Origin of the sequence: Paraburkholderia sediminicola (assembly GCF_902859805.1) — a bacterium.
GTDB classification, from domain to species: Bacteria; Pseudomonadota; Gammaproteobacteria; order Burkholderiales; family Burkholderiaceae; genus Paraburkholderia; species Paraburkholderia sediminicola.
This window is the reverse complement of record NZ_CADIKC010000008.1, coordinates 434209-452857: the sequence shown is the minus strand read 5'-3', so window position 1 is coordinate 452857 and position 18649 is coordinate 434209. Positions and strand designations below refer to the sequence as shown.

Annotated in this window: 13 protein-coding genes; 8 read left to right on the top strand and 5 right to left on the bottom strand. The window is 63.0% G+C overall.

Annotated elements, in window-relative coordinates; all coding sequences use genetic code 11:
- On the top strand, positions 1-1034 hold a 1034-nt coding region (locus tag R8871_RS27170; protein ID WP_246287749.1), incomplete at its 5' end, for a thioesterase domain-containing protein.
- A gap of 54 nt (positions 1035-1088) precedes the next feature.
- On the opposite strand, the gene R8871_RS27165 is transcribed toward R8871_RS27170, so the two are convergent.
- Positions 1089-1874 (bottom strand): AraC family transcriptional regulator, encoded by a 786-nt coding sequence (locus R8871_RS27165; RefSeq protein ID WP_175053215.1) that lies wholly within the window; start codon positions 1872-1874, stop codon positions 1089-1091.
- Between the two features lie 215 nt (positions 1875-2089).
- Between R8871_RS27165 and R8871_RS27160 the strand changes: the two genes are divergently transcribed.
- The 6 genes from R8871_RS27160 (at position 2090) to fhuB (ending at position 12430) form a co-directional block, all read left to right on the top strand.
- A complete protein-coding gene (locus tag R8871_RS27160; protein ID WP_246287747.1) occupies positions 2090-4237 on the top strand; it encodes a TonB-dependent siderophore receptor in 2148 nt (715 codons plus the stop codon).
- A gap of 65 nt (positions 4238-4302) precedes the next feature.
- Positions 4303-6813 carry a penicillin acylase family protein gene (locus R8871_RS27155; RefSeq protein WP_456095318.1) on the top strand — a complete coding sequence of 837 codons (2511 nt, stop codon included), beginning with the start codon at positions 4303-4305 and terminating at the stop codon, positions 6811-6813.
- A 33-nt stretch (positions 6814-6846) separates the two neighbouring features.
- A complete protein-coding gene (locus R8871_RS27150) occupies positions 6847-8529 on the top strand; it encodes a cyclic peptide export ABC transporter (protein WP_175053213.1) in 1683 nt (560 codons plus the stop codon).
- Between the two features lie 52 nt (positions 8530-8581).
- Positions 8582-9394 carry an ABC transporter ATP-binding protein gene (locus R8871_RS27145; RefSeq protein WP_175053212.1) on the top strand — a complete coding sequence of 271 codons (813 nt, stop codon included), beginning with the start codon at positions 8582-8584 and terminating at the stop codon, positions 9392-9394.
- Positions 9391-10353 (top strand): ABC transporter substrate-binding protein, encoded by a 963-nt coding sequence (locus R8871_RS27140; protein WP_175053211.1) that lies wholly within the window; start codon positions 9391-9393, stop codon positions 10351-10353. The genes R8871_RS27145 and R8871_RS27140 overlap by 4 nt, the downstream gene beginning before the upstream one ends.
- Positions 10343-12430, top strand: a complete 2088-nt coding sequence (fhuB, locus tag R8871_RS27135; RefSeq protein WP_175053210.1) for a Fe(3+)-hydroxamate ABC transporter permease FhuB — start codon at positions 10343-10345, stop codon at positions 12428-12430. Before R8871_RS27140 ends, fhuB begins: the two co-directional genes overlap by 11 nt.
- A gap of 49 nt (positions 12431-12479) precedes the next feature.
- On the opposite strand, the gene R8871_RS27130 is transcribed toward fhuB, so the two are convergent.
- The 4 genes from R8871_RS27130 to R8871_RS27115 all read right to left on the bottom strand — a co-directional run bounded on the left by R8871_RS27130 (position 12480) and on the right by R8871_RS27115 (position 18213).
- On the bottom strand, positions 12480-13667 hold the full coding sequence (locus R8871_RS27130) for a porin (protein WP_175053209.1): 1188 nt from the start codon (positions 13665-13667) through the stop codon (positions 12480-12482).
- A gap of 63 nt (positions 13668-13730) precedes the next feature.
- Complete coding sequence (locus R8871_RS27125; RefSeq protein WP_175053208.1) at positions 13731-16154, bottom strand: glycoside hydrolase family 31 protein; 2424 nt, start codon at positions 16152-16154, stop codon at positions 13731-13733.
- Between the two features lie 19 nt (positions 16155-16173).
- Positions 16174-17460, bottom strand: a complete 1287-nt coding sequence (locus R8871_RS27120) for an MFS transporter (RefSeq protein ID WP_175053207.1) — start codon at positions 17458-17460, stop codon at positions 16174-16176.
- 498 nt (positions 17461-17958) lie between these two features.
- Positions 17959-18213, bottom strand: a complete 255-nt coding sequence (locus R8871_RS27115) for a hypothetical protein (protein WP_175053206.1) — start codon at positions 18211-18213, stop codon at positions 17959-17961.
- 84 nt (positions 18214-18297) lie between these two features.
- Here R8871_RS27115 and R8871_RS27110 point away from each other — a divergent pair, with 84 nt between their 5' ends.
- Positions 18298-18645 carry a hypothetical protein gene (locus R8871_RS27110; protein WP_093633381.1) on the top strand — a complete coding sequence of 116 codons (348 nt, stop codon included), beginning with the start codon at positions 18298-18300 and terminating at the stop codon, positions 18643-18645.
- The last annotated feature ends 4 nt before the right edge of the window (positions 18646-18649 follow it).

The window sequence follows — 18649 nt, the reverse complement described above, 5'->3', positions numbered from 1 at the left end:
AAGCGCTACAGCTCGACGCACTGGTAGCCGACGGTGAACTGCAGGTGAGCTGGCGCTACCGCACGAACCGGCTCACACAGGAGGAAGTCGAAACATGCGCAACCAGCTTCACGCAGCAGCTGCAAAACATGATCGACGCAGCCCGCACGCATGAACATCTGCCGAACGCAAATGACTCAACCGCGCACGCCGCGTCGGCGCTCTTCTCAACCCGCTACCCCGCCAGCAATGACGACGAGTCAGGCATCTGGGCGCAGCGCCTGAACGCCGAGTCGGCGATACACGCAGCCCGCACGAAACGCACGGCCCAGGATGGCGTGCCCTTGCCCGCAGGCATGCTCGCGCTTAACAGTCTGCGTGCGCCGGCGCGGCTGTTCTGTATCCATCCTGGGTACGGACTCGTTGCCGAGTATTGCCACCTCGCGCAAACACTGAACGGCGTGGCGACCGTCTATGCAATCCAGTCGCCGATGTTTTCCGACAGCGAGTGGACCGCGCCGAGCTTCGAGGCGCTCGCCGCCAATTACGTCGAGCGTATGCGCGCGGTTCAGCCGCAAGGGCCGTATCGAATGCTGGGGTGGTCGTTCGGCGGACGTGTCGCCGTCGCGATGGCGGCGTATCTCGAATCGCTAGGTGAGTCGGCCGATCTCGTCGGTCTCGGCGACACGGCCTCTCACTTCACGTTGCCGTCGTCGACGCGAGGGGCACGCAGCGGAGTCCATACCGGACAGTCCGCCGAGAGCGATGCACCGGCTGCGGCAGCCGGTGGTTTCGATCGCGCGCTGCAACTCGCGATGCGTGTCGATGCGCATCACGTCGACCTGATCCGCGCTCACACGTTGCCGCACATTGCGTCGCCGATCACGATGTGGCGCGCGTCGCAAAGCGAGGAAGGTCCGGAGCGTCGACTCGACTGGGCGCATCACACGGCGGGCGGCTATCGCGAGACGCTGGTGGAGGCATCGCATTCGAATATTCTGCGGCAGACCGTGCTGCACGACGACCTCCGCAACTGGTTCGAATCACGCCGCTAGCGCGACAAAAAACGCCGAACGCTCGCCCTGGGCCGATGAATCGGCGCAGGCGATTCAGGTGCGCCGCAACAGGCGATTCGGCGTTTCACCAATCTCCCGGCGGAACATCGCAATGAAGCTGCTGCTGCTCTGATAGCCGAGTTCGTCGGCGACCTTCGAAACCGGGTCGCCGACGGCCAGCCTCGCCATCGCTTCGACAAGGCGCAACTGCTGCCGCCACTGTCCGAAGGTCAAACCCGTCTCCTGGCGAAACAGTCGTGCAAGCGTGCGAGCGCTTGCGCCGACCGTCGCACTCCATTCGTCGAGCGTGTCGTCGTTCGCGGGCGCCATCAGCAACGCGCTGCAGATCGCTCTCAATCTGCGGTCGCTCGGCAGCGGCAGGCCGCCTTGCAGCGTCGCCTCAGCACCGCGCAAGACCGCAAGCAGCAGCGGGGCGATGTGCGCACCCAGGCTATCCGGGCCGTAGTCATGCGGCTGTTGCGCAAGGGCGATGGTGAGCTCGTGCATCAGCGACGTAACCAGCACGACGCGACACGCCGGCCACAGCCAGGGCGCCGCATCCGGTTCCAGGTACACGCTATAGGAATTGACCTCGCCAATCGCGTGCAACTCGTGATCGACGCCGGGCGGCAGCCAGATGGCGCGCATGGGCGGCAGCATCCAGCTGCCCATCGGCGTCAGAACCCGTACGGCGCCTTCCATTGCATAGAACAACTGCGCCTGCTCGTGCGAATGCCAGATCTCGCGATGGCCGTTCGGATACTTCGAGCCGCGCGCCATGACAGGGCGCGGCTGCCGGCGATATTCAAAACCGAATTGCTCTCTCCAGATCGGATCCATAGATTTCCCTGATTCCAGACTGCCAAAAAATGTCCGTTTCGCGACATTCGATGGCAAGACAGCGTGCTACCACCGTCGTTATCATTCCACGTCTCCTGCGCTTTAGCAAATAGTTGCGAACTAAAATAAGAACGATTCTCATTTGTATTAGTATTATTCACCAACTTAAACACACTGAAAGGGTTCTGGAGATGTGCGATCGGGGAACGAATCGGATGACGCGGATGTATTGGGCGATCGCCGTGGTATGGATGGTAGTTGGCGCGGCGGCTCATGCGCAGACCACAGCGGAGTCCGCCGCGGGGGCGAGTGGCACAGCCGGCGATGCGGCAAGCTCGAATACTTTGCCGGCTGTCGTCGTGTCCGCGCCCGCGGGGAACGATAACGAAACAGTCGGCTATGTCGCGAAGCGTAGCGTTGCTGGAGCGAAGACGAGCACGCCGCTGATCGAGACGCCGCAGTCTATTTCGGTGGTGACGCGCGATCAGATGGACGAGCAGGCCGCCCAGACGATCGATGCCGCGATTCGCTACGTGCCCGGCGTCACGTCGCAGGACAACGACACCCGTTTCGAGCAGATCACATCGCGCGGTTTCGATCTGGACAACGATTCATATCTTGACGGCATGCGCCTGATGCGCACCACCTGGTATGCGGCGCCGCGGATCGACCCGTACTTTCTCGAGCGCATCGATGTCGTACGCGGTCCTATCTCGGTGCTGTATGGCCAGGCGAGCCCTGGCGGCGCCTTGCTGATGACCAGCAAGTTGCCGACGGACTATCCCTTCCACGAGGTGCAGGTCCAGGTCGGTAACTACAACCGCTATCAGGGCATGTTCGATCTGAGCGGCCCGGTCGACCAGAACGGCACGATTCTGTATCGCGTGACGGGCCTCGTACGCGATGCCGACACGCAAACCGACCACGTCAAGGAGCAGCGTATAGCGATTGCGCCGTCGGTCACGTTCAAGCCTGACAAGGACACGAGCTTCACGGTGCTCGGCAGCTACCAGTACGACCCGCAGGGCGGCCTGTTCAATCCGGTTCCGGCGGCGGGCACGATCCTGCCGAACGTCAACGGCCACATCTCGTCGCACGACTATCTTGGCAATCCGGACACTGATCGCTTCAAGCGCCAGCAGTTCTCGATCGGCTATCTGTTCGAGCATGCGTTCAACGATACGTGGAAGGTGCGTCAGAACGTCCGCTATCTGCATCAGGACATCCAGTATTACCAGAACTCGGTATTCGGCTCGCTCGCCGACGATCAGCGCACGGCAGGTCTCTACACCAACAACAACGACGAGCATCTGACGAATTTCACGGTCGATACGCAGGCCGAAGCCAAATTCGACACCGGTGCGATCAATCACACGGTGCTGTTCGGCTTTGACGTGCAGCGCGTGATGAACCGCATCAGCCGCGGTTATTCGACTGGCACGATCGATATCTTCGACCCGGACTACAGCGATGTCGCCTACGTGGCGGATACCACGAAGCAATACATCGCGCAGACGCAATACGGTCTCTACGCGCAGGATCAACTGCGCTACAGGAAATGGACGTTGACGATCGGCGCCCGCCAGGATTGGGCGCGCAATTCGAACACGACCGACGGCGTTGCGTCGGATAACCAGCAGCACGCGTTCACGTGGCGCGCGGGTCTGAGCTATGAGTTCGACTCGGGGATCGCGCCGTACGCGAGCTTCGCGAAATCGTTCCAGCCGTACGCAGGCGCGACGTTCGACGGCACGCCGTTCCAGCCGACGCGCGGCAAACAGTATGAAGTGGGCGTGAAGTACCAGCCGAAGGGTTACAACGCGCTGTTCACGATCGCGGCGTTCGACCTGCGTCAGACGAACGTCGAAACGAATGATGATGCGCATCCGGGCTACACGGTCCAGACTGGCGAGATCCGTTCGCGCGGTTTCGAAGCTGAAGCGCGCGTCAGCCTCACCGACAGCCTGAACATCATCGCTTCGTATGCCTTCCTGAACCAGCGGGTCACCTCCGCGGCGGCAGACGATGAATCGCTCGGCAAGGCCCCGGCGAACGGCAGTCCGACCAATATGGCATCGTTGTGGCTCGACTACACGTTGCATGGCGGCAACCTGCGTGGCCTCGGGTTTGGTGCCGGCGCACGCTACGTCGGTTCTTCGTATGGAGACGCGGCCAATACCTTCAAGGTACCGAGCCGCTTCCTCGTCGACGCGGTGGTGCATTACGACATGCGCAACTGGCGTTTCGCGATCAATGCGAACAACCTGTTCAACCGCGAATACATCGCTTATTGCAACAGCGCAACGCAGTGCTACTACGGCGCGGATCGCTCAGTCCTTGGAACAGTCAGGTATCAATGGTAAGACTTAAATTGCAGATCACCGGGGCATTTCGCCCCGGCGCGGCGCGGCTGGATGCCGTCAGGAAAATGCCCGCGCGGTCCCGTCAGATTCTTCGGCGGATGATGTGCACGGCGTTGCTCCCGGCGGTGCTTGCCGGCTGCCTCGCGCAGAAGCCGACGCCGCCTCGCGTGTCGGTTTCTGACGAAGCAGGCGCGCAGGTCGTGATCCGTCGAACGGCCGATGGCGTACCGCACATCGAAGCACAGTCCTGGACCGCGCTTGGGTATGGCTACGGTTATGCGCAGGCGCAGGACAATCTCTGCACGCTCGCCGATGCGTTCGTCACGTATCGCGGCGAGCGTTCGGCGTTTTTCGGTGCGGACGCGAAGCCGCCGACGCGCGCGACTTTCGGTTCGCCACGCAATATCGATGCGGATTTCTTCTTCCGCCTGCTCGACGGACGCGAGCAGACCGATGCCTACCGCGCCCATCAGCCGGATAACGTGCGGCAACTGATCGCGGGTTTCGCGCAAGGCTACAACCGCTATCTGGCGACGCTGCGCGCAGCACCGGACACGCGAGCCCATGCTGCGTGCCGGAATGAGCGCTGGGTGCGCGATATCACCGAGACCGACATCTATCGGCGTCTTGCCGCCGCGAATTTCGTGGGCGGCTACACGGGCTTCATCGAGGCGCTCGCCGACGCTCATCCGCCCGCCGTGCAGCTCGGACAGGCGGTGCCGCAACGTGTTGCGAGCGTCGGCGACGAACTCGGCAACACCTATCTGCAGGCGGGCGGCGTACGCGATGCCGGCAGCAATGCGCTCGCTTTCGGTGCGAATGTGACGGGCAGCGGGCAAAGCGTGCTGTTCGGCAATCCTCACTGGTTCTGGCAAGGGCCGGACCGCTTCTATCAGGCGCAGCTCACGCTGCCGGGCCAGCTCGACGTGAGCGGCGTTTCTTTTCTGGGCGTGCCCGTCGTGATGATCGGCTACAACCGCAATGTGGCCTGGACGCATACGGTGTCCAGCGCCCGCCGGTTTGGGTTATTCCAGTTGTCGCTCGTGCCCGGCAAGCCGACGGTCTATCAGATCGATGGACGTGAAGAGCCGATGACGCAGCAGCAGATCACCGTCGAGGTAAAGCAGGCCGACGGCACATCGAAGCCCGTCACGCGTACGTTCTATCGCTCACGCTTCGGTCCGGTGGTCGATCTGCACGCCATGTCGCCGGCGCTCGCCTGGAACGGAACGCAAGCGTTCGCGGTTCGCGATTCGAACGCGGACAACTACGCGATCTTCGAAAACTTTCTTCGCTGGGGGCAGGCGTCGTCGCTCGATGACTTCATCGCCACGCAAAAGCGCCTCGCCGCGACGCCGTGGGTCAACACGGTGGCGATCGGCCGCGACGATCCGCGCGTGTGGTTCGCCGATATCGGCTCGATGCCCAACGTCGACGACGCGTTCGCCGCGACCTGCACGGCGAAACCGCTCGGCGCGGCGTTCGACGCCAAAATGCCGGGCGTGCCTTTTCTCGACGGTTCGCGCTCGGCTTGCCAGTGGCCGATGAGCAAGGGCTCGGTTCGCGCGGGCGCGTTGCCGGTTGACGACATGCCCTCGTTGCTGCGCACCGACTACGTGGCGAACATGAACAACAGCTACGGTCTCGCCAATCCGCAGCAGCCGCTTTCCGGTTTTCCGCGTGTGGTGGGCGACCCCAACGCGGCGCTGTCGCTGCGCGCGCAACTCGGACACGAGATTGCCCGTTCATGGATGGCGTTGCCAGCCGGCCAGCGCACGCTCTCGGCGTTGGGCACACGCGTGCTCGATACCCGTACGATGACCGCTGAACGTTTTTTGCCGCAGGTTTTGCAAAGCGTATGCGTGGGCCCGGACCCCGTGGTGCAGCTCGACAAGGATCGATCCGGCGGCGCAGCGCCGGCCGCGCCGCAGACGGTCCATCTGGCCGCTGCGTGCAAGACACTGCGAGCCTGGCCCATGAATGCAGAAACGGACTCGCACGGTGCGGTGCTGTGGGAGGCGTTCTGGTCGCGTATCGAGGCGATCCCGGTCGATCAGCGCTACGCCGTGCCGTTTTCGATGTCCGCGCCGCTATCGACGCCTGACCATCTGCGTGCGGACGATCCGCGCGTCGCACAGGCGTTGGGCGCTGCGGTGCTGGCGTTGCAACGCGCGGGCCTCGCCGTCGATGCGCCGACCGGCGCGGCGCTCTACACCTCGCGTAACGGCAAACGCATTGCTCTGTTTGGCGGCTGCAGCGAAAGCGGTTACTTCGTGTCGGCCTGTCCGATTGAGCACGTGGGGGCGGGTAAAAGCGATTCTGCCTTGATGGATGGCGCGGCAATCGGCAACAGCTATATGCAGATCGTCAGCTTCGGGCCGAATTCGCGTGTGATCGCCAGGACCTTGCTCGCCCCTTCGGAATCCGACGATCCCGCATCGCCCGCGAGCGCTGAAGGCACGCTCGACTACGCACGCAAAACATGGCGGAACGCGCCGTTCGATCAAGCCGATGTCGAACGCGAAGAAAACAGATCGCAGCGTGTCACGCTGACTGTTCCCGCGCCACAAGACTGACCACGTCTCACGAAAAGACTCCACTCGATCTCTATGCACACTCTCTGGTTTCTGGTTAAGGGTTCACGTCAGCGCCTGTTGCTGGCAATCGGTATGAGCCTTGTCAGCGGGTTCGGAAACGCAGCGATGGTCGCGCTCATCAACCAGGCGCTCTCTGCCTCGCGCGAACAGCTGATCGAACTCGGTTTGCGCTTTCTCATGATCGGTGTCGTCGTGCTCATCACGCGGACCGCTTCGCAGACGCTCTTCATGAGTCTCGGGCAGAACGCCAAGGCGAGTCTGCGCATGAAGACCATCAATCGCATTTCGGCCGCGCCCTTTGCCTCCGTCGAACGTCAGGGATCGGCGCGTTCGCTGGGCGTGCTGACGCAGGATCTGGACGCCATCGTCGTGCTGTTCGTCGGTCTGCCCGGGCTCGTGATGAACGGTGCGGTGATTGCAGGCTGCCTCGTTTATCTTGGTTTGCTGTCGTGGCAGGTTCTGGTATTCGCCGCCGTCACGGTGCTGATCGGTTCAGCGGGTTTTCATGTGGCGAACACGCGCGGCATGTTCCATCTGCGCAGTTCGCGTCGCCGGGAAGATGCGCTGGTGCGTCATTTCCGTGCGCTGTTCGATGGCGCCAAGGAACTGAAGCTGCATCGCGCGCGCATGCGCGAGTTCATCGACGAGACGCTGGCGACCAATGTCGAGGCCGTGCGCGTACAGCGCACTCGCGGCTATGTGCTCTATGCGGCCGCGGCGAGTTGGGGCAGTTTCATCTTCTTTGCGTTCATTGGCTGTGTGCTGTTCGTTCTGACGCGTTATCTGCCCGTCACGCCGCATGTGATGTCCGGTTACGCGATGATTTTCCTGTACATGATCATGCCGATCGAGGGCCTGCTTTCCGCGATTCCGAATCTCAGCACGGCGCGCGTGGCGCTCGAACGTGTCGAGCAGGTGAACGCGGAGTTGCCCATCGAGCAAACGGTGGCCGCGCCGCAAGCCACGGCGTTCGGGAGCATCGTGCTCGAAGGCGTCACACACCGGTACTTCCGCGAAAAGGAGAACGACGTGTTTACGCTGGGGCCAGTCAATCTGAGCTTCCGTCCCGGCGAGCTCGTCTATCTGATCGGCGGCAACGGCAGCGGCAAGACGACGCTGGCGAAGATGCTCGTCGGGCTCTACACGCCGGAAAGCGGGCGGATTCTGCTCAATGGCAAGGAAGTCGACGAAGCGCAGCGCGACGCCTACCGGCAGCACTTTTCTGTCGTCTTCAGCGACTTCTTTCTGTTCGACACGCTACTCGGCATCCGGCTCGATAACGTCGATGCGGCCGCGCATGCGCTGCTTGAAGATCTGCAGCTCGCCCACAAGGTCAAGATCGAGAACGGCGCGTTCTCGACGCTCGAACTGTCGCAAGGCCAGCGCAAACGTCTCGCGCTACTCGTGTCGTATCTCGAGGACCGGCCGTTCTATCTGTTCGACGAATGGGCCGCGGATCAGGACCCGCTCTTCAAGGACGTGTTCTATCGACGGCTCTTGCCGGAGCTGAAGGCGAAAGGCAAGACGGTGGTGGTCATCACGCACGACGACCGCTATTTCCATCTCGCGGACCGCTATATCAAGCTCGATTTTGGCCAGGTGGTCGAAGAGGGCGCGGGCGGTGCACAGCCTGCCGATCCTTTTCACGCCCATGCCGCCGGCCCGCTGCCCGCACGTGCTCCGGCGCGCGCCTGAACTGCCTACTTTCATTCCCGCGGCCGCCGGCCGCGGGTATAGCCAGAATTCCATGGTCAATACCAGTTTGTCCGCTACCGAATCCGCCTCCGTGCCGCCACTTTTCGAACTTGACCAGGTCCGGTTCGACATCGGCGGCACGCGTTTGCTGGATGACATCGATCTGTCGATTTCGCGCGAGTGCGTGACAGGTCTCATCGGTCACAACGGATCGGGAAAGACGAGTTTGATGCGTCTGCTCGCGCGCCATCATGTGCAGGGGGCGGGCTCGATCCGTTTCGACGGCAAACCGATTGCGTCGTGGAAACCGCGCGAATTCGCGCAGCGTGTTGCCCACTTGCCGCAATACACCCCGTCTACGGATGGCCTGCTGGTGCGCGAACTCGTCGCGCTCGGCCGATACCCGTGGCACGGCAGTCTCGGCATATTTGGCGACGACGATCGCAGCCAGGTCGAACAAGCCATGCAGATGACGGACGTCACGCATTACGCGGACCGTCTCGTGGACAGCCTGTCCGGAGGCGAACGGCAAAGGGTGTGGCTGGCCATGCTGATCGCGCAGGACAGCCGCTGTCTGCTGCTCGACGAACCGACGTCCGCGCTGGACATTGCCCATCAGGTCGAGGTGCTGGATCTGGTGCGCACGCTTTGTGCGCAACGCAGCATCGCGGCCGTTGTCGTTTTGCACGATATCAACATGGCCGCGCGCTTTTGCGACCACATCGTCGCGCTGCGTCATGGACGCATCCTGATGCAGGGCACGCCGGGCGACATCATGACCGGGCCGAATCTGCAGGCCATTTACGGTGTGCCGATGAATGTGCTGCAGGATCCCAGCGGCCGGGTTGTGGGCATTCCGCAATGAGCGTCGATGGCTTGATCGCGCCCGTGTCGGAGAAACGCCGCCTGTACCTGCGGGCGATGGTGGCCGCCGCGCTGGGGATGACGGCTGCCGCGCACGGCGCCACGCCAGACGCTGCAAACCGCGCGTCGCGGCGGATCATCGTGCTGAACTGGGATCTGACCGAAATGCTGCTTTCGCTGGGCGTGACGCCCGTCGGCGTGCCGGCGCCCGCGTGGTACGTCAGCAGCGTTGTCGAACCGCCGCTGCCTCCTGGTGTTGTCGATGTGGGACTGCTGTTCCAGCCGAACTACGATCTGCTTTACGAACTCCGGCCCGATCTGCTGGTGATCACGCCCGCGCACGCAAGCGTGCGGGCTTCGTTCGAACGGATCGCACCGACGTTGACACTCGGCGCTTACACGATGGACCCGCAACCGTACCGTGCGATGCGCGGCGAAGCGATGACGCTTGCGCGGCACCTCGGCGTCGAAGCGAAGGCCGAAGCGCTGTTGAATGCGACGACCGGCGTGCTCGCGCAGTCGCGTGCGACGCTCGATGCGGCGACGCCCACGGGCGGCTATCCGGCCGTCTATGTCGCGCAGCTCGTCGACGATCGGCACCTGCGCGTATTCGGCACCGGCAGCATGTTCGACGAAATCCTGCAGACACTGGGTCTTCGTAACGCCGCGGTGACCGCGCTGGAACGCGGTAGCAACGGGGCCGGCCTGGGCGGATCCGCGTACATCGTCGAACTGGACCGTCTCGCGGCGGCGCCCGACGCGCGCATCCTTTGGATCGGTTCGGGGGCGCCCGGCAATCTGGCCGGCCTGCAACGTAATCCGGTGTGGCGGCAGTTGCCGTTCTCGCAAGCCGGTAGAACGGCGACCTTACCGGTCATCTCGGCGACGGGCGCGTTGATCTCTGTCCAGCGTTTTGCTCGCGCTGTCGCCAACGCCATGCAAAGCAGTCATGTCATCTAAACACGTGCCTCCCTCAGGCCAGCAAAATGGCCGCCCCGATGCGCTGGATACGCGAATCGGCCAGCCGTCGCTTGCGGCGCCGCGCAGCATTCTCCTGCCGGTGACCGCGCTCGTCGTCCTCGCGGCCATCGCGCTGACGCTCTGGGTCCTGCGAACGCAGCTTGCCGGCGCCAGCCTCTGGTCCGCGATCATGGCACCCGAACCCGGCAACCTTCGTCAACTGATCGTGCACGACAGCGCGTTGCCGCGCATCGCGATGACCTTGATCTGCGGCGCCGCGCTTGCGCTCGCGGGTGCGATTGCGCAACAGGTGCTGCGCAATCCGCTTGCCGAGCCCATGACGCTCGGTATCTTTCCCGGCGCCTATCTGGCGCTCACGATCGCGACGCTCTGGGCGCCGGCATGGATCGCCGCACAGCGCGAGCTCATCGCGCTCATAGGCGCGGCGCTGGCGATGTTGCTGGTGTTCGCCCTGGCATGGCGGCAACGACTCGCGTCGCTGGCGGTGATCCTGTCCGGCATGATCGTCAGTTTCTATTGCGGCTCGTTGACGCTTGCGCTCGCGATCTCGCACTTCCAGTTGTTGGCGGGACTCATGATCTGGGGCGGCGGCGCACTGGACCAGCAAGGCTGGCACGCTAGCGCCGCGCTGTTCGCGCGATTAGTGGCCGCGGGTGCGGCGGTTTTCCTGCTGCGCCGTCCGCTGAGCCTTTTCGAAGCCGGCGAAAGCACGGCGCGTGGCCTGGGCGTCTCGTTGATGCGCACGCGTTTCGCGGCGCTGGGTCTCGCGGTTGCGTTGACGGCGTGTGTCGTCAGCGCGGTCGGCGTGATCGGTTTCATCGGCCTCGCCGCGCCGACACTGGCACGGCTCGCCGGCGCGCGGCGCTTCCAGCAGCGTCTGTTCTGGGCGCCTGTGCTCGGCGCCGCACTGCTGTGGCTGACAGACGCGATGGTTCAGGCCGTGGCCATCAGCGGCGTATTTGGATCACAACTCATTCCGACGGGCGCCGTCACGTCGCTAATCGGCGCACCGATGCTGTTGTGGCTGCTGCGGCAACTCAAGTCGCGCCCCGATTTGAGGTCGGACGTGCGTGACAGCGTCGCACTGATCAGACACAAGCGGCCGCTGCGATTGATCGCGGGATTGGGCTTGCTCGCCGCGCTCGCTGTCGTGCTGTCGATGGTGATCGGGCGCGGGCTCGACGGCTGGCGGATCGTCAGCGTCGCCCAATTGGAGGCACTCGCATTCTGGCGCGTGCCGCATACGGCCGCCGCGATTGCTGCGGGTGTAATGCTTGGTCTTGCGGGAACGCTGGTGCAGCGCATGACCGGCAATCCGATTGCGAGTCCCGACCTGATCGGTGTGAGCTCGGGTGGGGCGCTCGGCATCGTTGCCGCCGTGTTCCTGTTTGCCGCGCCAGGGCCGCTCGAGCTGTTCGCGTCGTGTCTCACTGGCTCGATCGTCACGCTGCTATTTTTGCTGTGGGTCGGACGTCGCGCCATGTACGCGCCGGAGCGATTGCTGTTGATCGGCGTTGCCATCGGCGCGCTATTTCAGGCAGTCAGCGGAACGGTGACGGCAAGCGGCGACGCTCGCGCTGCGCTCCTGCTGAACTTTGTCGTCGGCTCGACCTATTACGTGCAGCCGTTAGCGGCAGCCGTTGCGGTCGTGGTCGCGCTGGTGGGTCTGGGTGCTGCGCCCTTGCTGGCCCGCTGGCTGGAACTGCTGTCGCTCGGCGAAGGCACGAGCCGCTCGCTTGGCGTGCGTGTCGACATTGCGCGTCTTGCCGTGCTCTTGCTGACCGCGCTGCTCACGGCTACCTCGACGTTGATCGTCGGACCGTTGTCGTTCGTCGGTTTGATGGCGCCGCATATCGCGCGATCTTTGGGGGTGTGCCGCGCGCGGGAACAACTGCTGGCCTCGGCAGCGATAGGCGTAGTGCTGATGGTGCTCGCACAGTGGTGCGGCAACCTGCTGCTGTTTCCCAACGAGATGCCGGCGGGTTTGATGGCCGCGCTGATCGGCGGACCTTATCTGCTGTGGTCACTGTTGAAAGCGGCGCCGCGCGCGGCATGACATCGGTGTTGGAAAGCCTGCGGCGTGTTGCGCAGGCTTTCTTCACCGCTCAGAACGCGTGCCGCAACCCCACCATGCCGACGAATTGCGACGGACCCGACGACGGCGTCGTATTCTGCGAGTCGCCCACCACAGCCACTGCGTCAGTGATACTCGTGCCCGTGCTGCCCGATGCGACCAGGGTCTTGCCGCGCGCATGCTGATACGCTTCCAGTGCGTATAGCGTCGTGCGGGCAGAGAGGTTGTACGTCTGCTCGAGCGAGACCTGCTGATAGCGCGCTGGATCGCTGATGCCATTCGCTTTGCTCGCCTGCGTGTAGCTGTAGCCCGCGCCGACCGTCACGGCCGGTGTGATCCGGTACGTGGAAATCACGCCGTAGGTATTGAATACGCCTTCGCCGGTGAAGAACGAGCTGTTGCCCGGTGCGTATTGCACGTTCGAATAATTCACACCGACCATCAGGTCCTGATGGGTGTAGCGCGCCGCCGCGGCGAACAACTGCGCGCTGCGTGCTGTCGCATAGCCGCTGTTCACCGGCGAGTTGACTGCGTAGCTGCCGAGCGCCTGGCTCGTCGCGATGTCTTTCAGTTTCAGGTAGCCCACCGCGATCGCAAATGGCTGGTAGTCGTAGCGAGCCGCCGCGCTGAACTGGCTGCCGTTGGCGACGCTCCCCGGTACGCCGCCCAGGCCGTACTGCGCGCTGAATTGCAAACCGGCGAGGTTCGGCGAAAGATAGGTAACCGAATTGTTGAGGCGCAGCGTGGTGTCGAGTGCGTCGAGGTCGCCCGGATGCGCACCGGTCGCGCCTGTCAATACGCCTGTCGGCCCGAGTGCGCCGACCATCTGGAAGTAGGGCGTGTACTGGCGGCCGAGTGTCACCGTTCCGTATCGGTCGTTGTTGAGCCCGACGTACGCTTGCCGATTGAAAATGAAGCCTGCGCTACTTTGTGCGCCGGTCAGCGAGTTAAAGCCGCTTTCAAGCCTGAAAATCACCTTCGTGCCGCCGCCGATGTCTTCAGCACCGAGCAGGCCGAACTTGCTCGCCTGCAGGTTGCCCTGGCTCATGTAGAAGTTGGAGTGTCCCTTCTGGTTGCTGACATAGGTGAACGCGTTGTCGACGACGCCGTACAGCGTCACGCTGCTTTGCGCCGACGCGCCGCTTGACAGCACGACGCCTGCAAATGGCAGGCACGAGAGGACGAGTACGCGTGTACGCGCGCGCTTCAATGAGTTCATGGCTAGCGGGTCTCCGGATTGGATAGGGAATCGTTGGTCTTCAGGTCGGTGATGCATGCTGTGTTAGTGGGCGATGGCAATCGTCAGGCATCGCCAGCCGTCGGCGATGTGATCGGTCACCAGCGCGCCGTCGATGCAGATGGCCGTGCGTACTTCGCTTGCCGGCACGAACAGTTGAACTTCCTGCTGCGGTTGCTGGACCCAGCCTTCCCGTGTAATCGAAATGCGCAGCGTGCTCGCATCGCCTGTAATCGTGACGTGCCAGCGGCCTTGCGCGCCTGTGCGCCAGGCTTCGCTTTCGCCATCGTCTTCGACGCAGCCGCCGCGAGCGATGCCTGCACCGGGGTGCGGCACGGCGATGAACGCACGTTCGTCGGCGGGACGGCCGAAATGTTGTTCGGCAATGTTTAGCGGAATTACGCTGCCTTCACGCAGCAAGGTCACCGGCTGCTCGAAGGGGGCCGGCAGCGTTACCGTCTGACCGCCTTCGAACACCTCGCCGCTCCAGTACGACGCCCAGCGTGTGCCGGCAGGCAGATAGACGTCGCGTGTCGACTGGCCCGCCTCGACCACCGGTGCAACCAGCATCGACGAACCCAGCATCATGTCGTCGCCATCCGCGAGGCAACGTGGATCGTGCGGAAACTCCGCGAACATGGGGCGCAGTACCGGCTCGTACGCGCTGTGCGATTGCCATAGCAACTCGTACAGGTAGGGAATCAGCCGGTAACGCAGTTTGATCAGATCCGCCACCTGCTGCGTGACTTCGGGATGCATCCACGGCTCGTTGACCGTGCCGTCGTCATTCCAGGAATGAATGCTGAAACGCGGCAGGAAGATGCCGAAGGCGACCCAACGGACGAACAACTCCGGACCGGGCGCCGGACCCGAGAATCCGCCGATATCGTGGCCGCTGTTCGACACGCCGGACATGGCGAGCCCGAGGCCCATCTTCAGATTGAAACGCAGCGTTTCCCACGAGGTGTAGTTGTCGCCGGACCAGGTTTGCACATAGCGTTGCATGCCGACGCCGCCTGAGCGGGACACGAGGAATGGCCGGCGGTCCGGCGCGTATTCGCGCTGTGCGTCGTGCGACGATCGCATCATCAATTGCGTTTGCAGCACCTTCGCCTCGCGCGCGGGATACGGTTGGCCGAAGCCCTGGGCAATTGCGTCGGGCGACCAGATTTCGAATTCGTTGTTGTCGTTCCAGGTCGCGGCGATACCGTGTTGCAACAGGCTGTCTTTCACGCGCGCTTTCCACCAGTCGATGGTGGCGGGATTCGTGAAGTCCAGATAGGCGCCGACTTCGTCCCAGAACTGCACCCACGCCGGGTCGCCGTCACTCGACGCGATCAGCAGGCCGGCGCGCGCCACTTCGTCGAAGGCCGGATGGTCCTGCAACAGGCACGGCTTGATGTTCGCGCACAGACGCACGCCGTGCTCGAGATAACCTCGCACGAAGCCGTCGATGTCCGGAAACTTCTCGTGGTTCCAGTTGAACACGTAGCGCTTCGGACCGATCGAGGTATAGCCCGACGACAGATGGAACGAATCGCACAGCACGTCGTGCTCGCTGCATCGTTCGATGAATTCGCCCATGCGCTGCTGCGCGTCGGGTGCGTCGGTATAGCTCATCGTCGAACCGGAGTAGCCGAGTCCCCATTTCGGCATCCAGGCCGGACGCCCGGTCAGCCACGTAAAGCGGCGCACCGCATGCAAGGGCGTGCCCGCCGATGCGATGAAGTAATAGTCGAGATCGCCATGCTCGGCGACAAAGTGCCGGTAGTGGCCGTGATAGTTGTCGAGCTCGCGGCCCATATCGAAGCGGCAGTCGGCGAGCGTGTCGTAGAACAGGCCGAATCCTGTGGCGCTTTCTGGCTGCCACGTCACGTAGAAGGGGATGTGCTTGTAGAGCGGATCGGTCGTGCGTGCGCTATAACCCATCGCGTCGATATTGCGCATTTCATACGACTGGTCCGCGCGATCCAGCGAACCGGCGCGCTCGCCCAGGCCCACGTACATTTCGTCCTGGCGGCGCTCGATGTAGTGGTACACGCGCTCGCCCCACCAGCCGAAGTTATACGCCTGCGTCTTCCGATCGCTCATCACGCGATGCCACGTCGAATCGTGCAGGATGTCCCACGCACAGAATCCGCCTTCCAGCGTGACCGTTAAACGGATGCGCGCCGTTTCGATCACAACGTGCCCGGCGTCGCTTGAAAGCGCGAACGGCGGCGGGGTGAATCCGCTCATGTCACGGCGATCGCGGCCTTCGAGCGCAACGTCGTCAGCGCCCGGCGCGAGCGACCAGGTCCGGGGTCCGTGCGTTTCGCCGTCCGGCAGCACGAGTACGCGGATGATGTCGTCGGCGAGAACGAACAGTTCGATCCGGCAGTTGTCCTGCGCGGCGAGAACGATGTGGCTGCCGGTATGGGACGACAGCGAAAAACGCGGCGGGTGCTTCAGATTCGTCAGTGAACGCATGATGGGTCTTCGAGTGAGATCACGCAGCAGGGCTGGCGTTGTTGTCGACTTGGTGCGGACGCACGTCGCGTTTGACGCCGCGCATCAGAATGATCAGCAGCGTGGCGCCGATGAGATCGAACGCGCCGAGGGCGCCGAAGAGCGGCGTGTAGCCGATCGTATCGGCGAGCGCGCCGACCAGCAGCGAAAAGCCCAGGCCGCCGATCCACGCGGACATTCCTGCAAATCCGGCGACGGTGCCGACTTCGCTGGGGTCGAAGACGTCGGCTGCCAAGGTGTTGACGAGCGCCGAGATCATCTGATGAGCAAAGCCGCCCACGCAGAAGAGCGCGATTGCCTGATAGGGCGAGGCGACGAGGCCGATGCAGGCTGGTCCGATCATCATGAAGGCGCCGAGCACGACACCTGCGATGCGCGAGCCGATCAGCGGGATGCGCAAATGCTTCATCAGGAACGGCGACAGGTAGCCGCCGAACAGACCGCCGAGGTCGGCGGCAAGAAACGGCAGCCACGCAAACAGCGCGATCTGCTTCAGATCCATGTGGCGTTGCGTCGCGAGGTAAAGGGGAATCCAGAAGCTGAACGTTTGCCACGCCGGTTCCGCGAAGAAGCGCGCTTGTGCGATCGCCCAGAAGCGGCGCGTGCGGAGGACTTCGCGGATGCTGCGCCGTTGCGGCGCGCCCGGCGTTTGTCCGCTGACGATCGTCTCGCGCTCGGCCGCGCTGATGCGCGCGTGATCGGCCGGCGAGCGATACAGCACATACCAGGCGGCAGCCCACACGAAGCCGAGCGCACCGGTCACTGCAAACGCGCTTTGCCAGCCATATCTCAGCGACAGGAAGACGACGAGCGGCGGGGCGAGCAGCGAACCGAGCGAGGTGCCCGCATTGAAGTAGCCCACCGCCACGGATTTCTCGCGATTGGGAAACCATTCGGCGACCACCTTCATGCCTGCCGGAATGGCGACGGCCTCCGTCAACCCCATGAGTCCGCGCAAGGCCGCGAGCGATAGCCAGCCGGTCGCGAAACCGTGCAGCACGCCGGTTAGCGACCAGAGGCAGGCGAACAGCGCAAAGCCGAGCCTCAGGCCGATCAGGTCGATGATCAGGCCGCACACCGGCTGCATGATCGTATAGCCGACCTGGAACGCACCGACTACGTACGAGTACTGCTTGGTGCTCATGTGCAACAGCTGCGTCAACTGAGGCGCCATCACACCGAGGGCGTTGCGCGACAGATAGTTGACGATCGTCCCGGCACACACGAGCGCGATGATCCACCAGCGCAAACCAATGATTGTTTTCAAAATCTGTCTCCGTACCCAATGTGTTCGCTGACTGGCCGCTGGACGGCAGGCATGCGCGAATTCGAACATTTATCTGCGTTTAGTGTCAGTCATCGTATCACTGGCAGCGACGTCGGGTACTAGGGAAAACCATGTGTTAAGTGGTTGACTTTCTTGAAATATCTATTGAATAAGGCCTTTTTTGGCTGACTTCAAGGGTGGTGAGGTCGGACGACCGGTGACGTCGGAATTCTATCTAAATGTTCTTTCGAACATTTCAATGTTCGTTTTGGTGGCCTTTGCGAATGAGCGTGGTTGGGCTGCGGCTCTCGTGGCGGAGAGGTTGTCGAGGCGAGAGGCGACGCTTCGCAACACCACGTTATCTCTCGATCCGATATGAATTGCCTGGGGAGGGGCGGCGCGAACGTGCGGAAAGGCGGGGGCGATTGAGGCGGATGGAAGAGGTGAGCTTTGAAGCCAGATCCGGCACGCTGCGTGCCGTAAGAATGCTTCGACATCCTACTGATTTTGGTGCGCCGTCATTGTCTCGGCCACAAGGCGGATCGTGAAGCTGGCGACCGGATTGCCCGGCGCGTGCGAAAGCGGCGCCCAGAATTGCCCCGCAGCGGCGAGGGCGGTGAAAGAAGGGCAACTTGCCGACGGAAGGGCGACGAACAACAAGGTGGCTCGATTACGCCGCCACCACTTTTTCACCAAACCTTTGTCCAATGTAACGAGACGTAACGAGGCGGCCACCCGTGCGATGTTGTGCATCAGTTATTACAAAGTTGAAATACGCGGACGGCTGCCTTGCGCTATATTTCGGCCAACAACACACATTCTTCAAAAGGGTGATCAATGAAGTCCGCACGTCTTGTTCCACTTCTGATCGGGGTTCTCGGGTTGGCTGCGTCGGGTGCTGCAATGGCCGGCGGGCTCAACATTGGTGTCAACATCGGCATTCCCGCGCCGGTCTACGTGGCGCCGGCTCCGGTCTACGCACCGCCGCCGCCCCCGCCGCCGCCCGTCGTCTATCAGCCGGCCCCCGTGTATTACGGCGGCCCGGCGATCGTGATCGGCTGGCACGGCGACCGCTACTGGGACGGCCGTCGCTACTGGGCGCGTGACGACTGGTATCGCCGTCATCCCCCGGGCCGCTACGATTACGGCCGTGACCACTACGACAATCATCGTGGCTGGCACTAAGTCA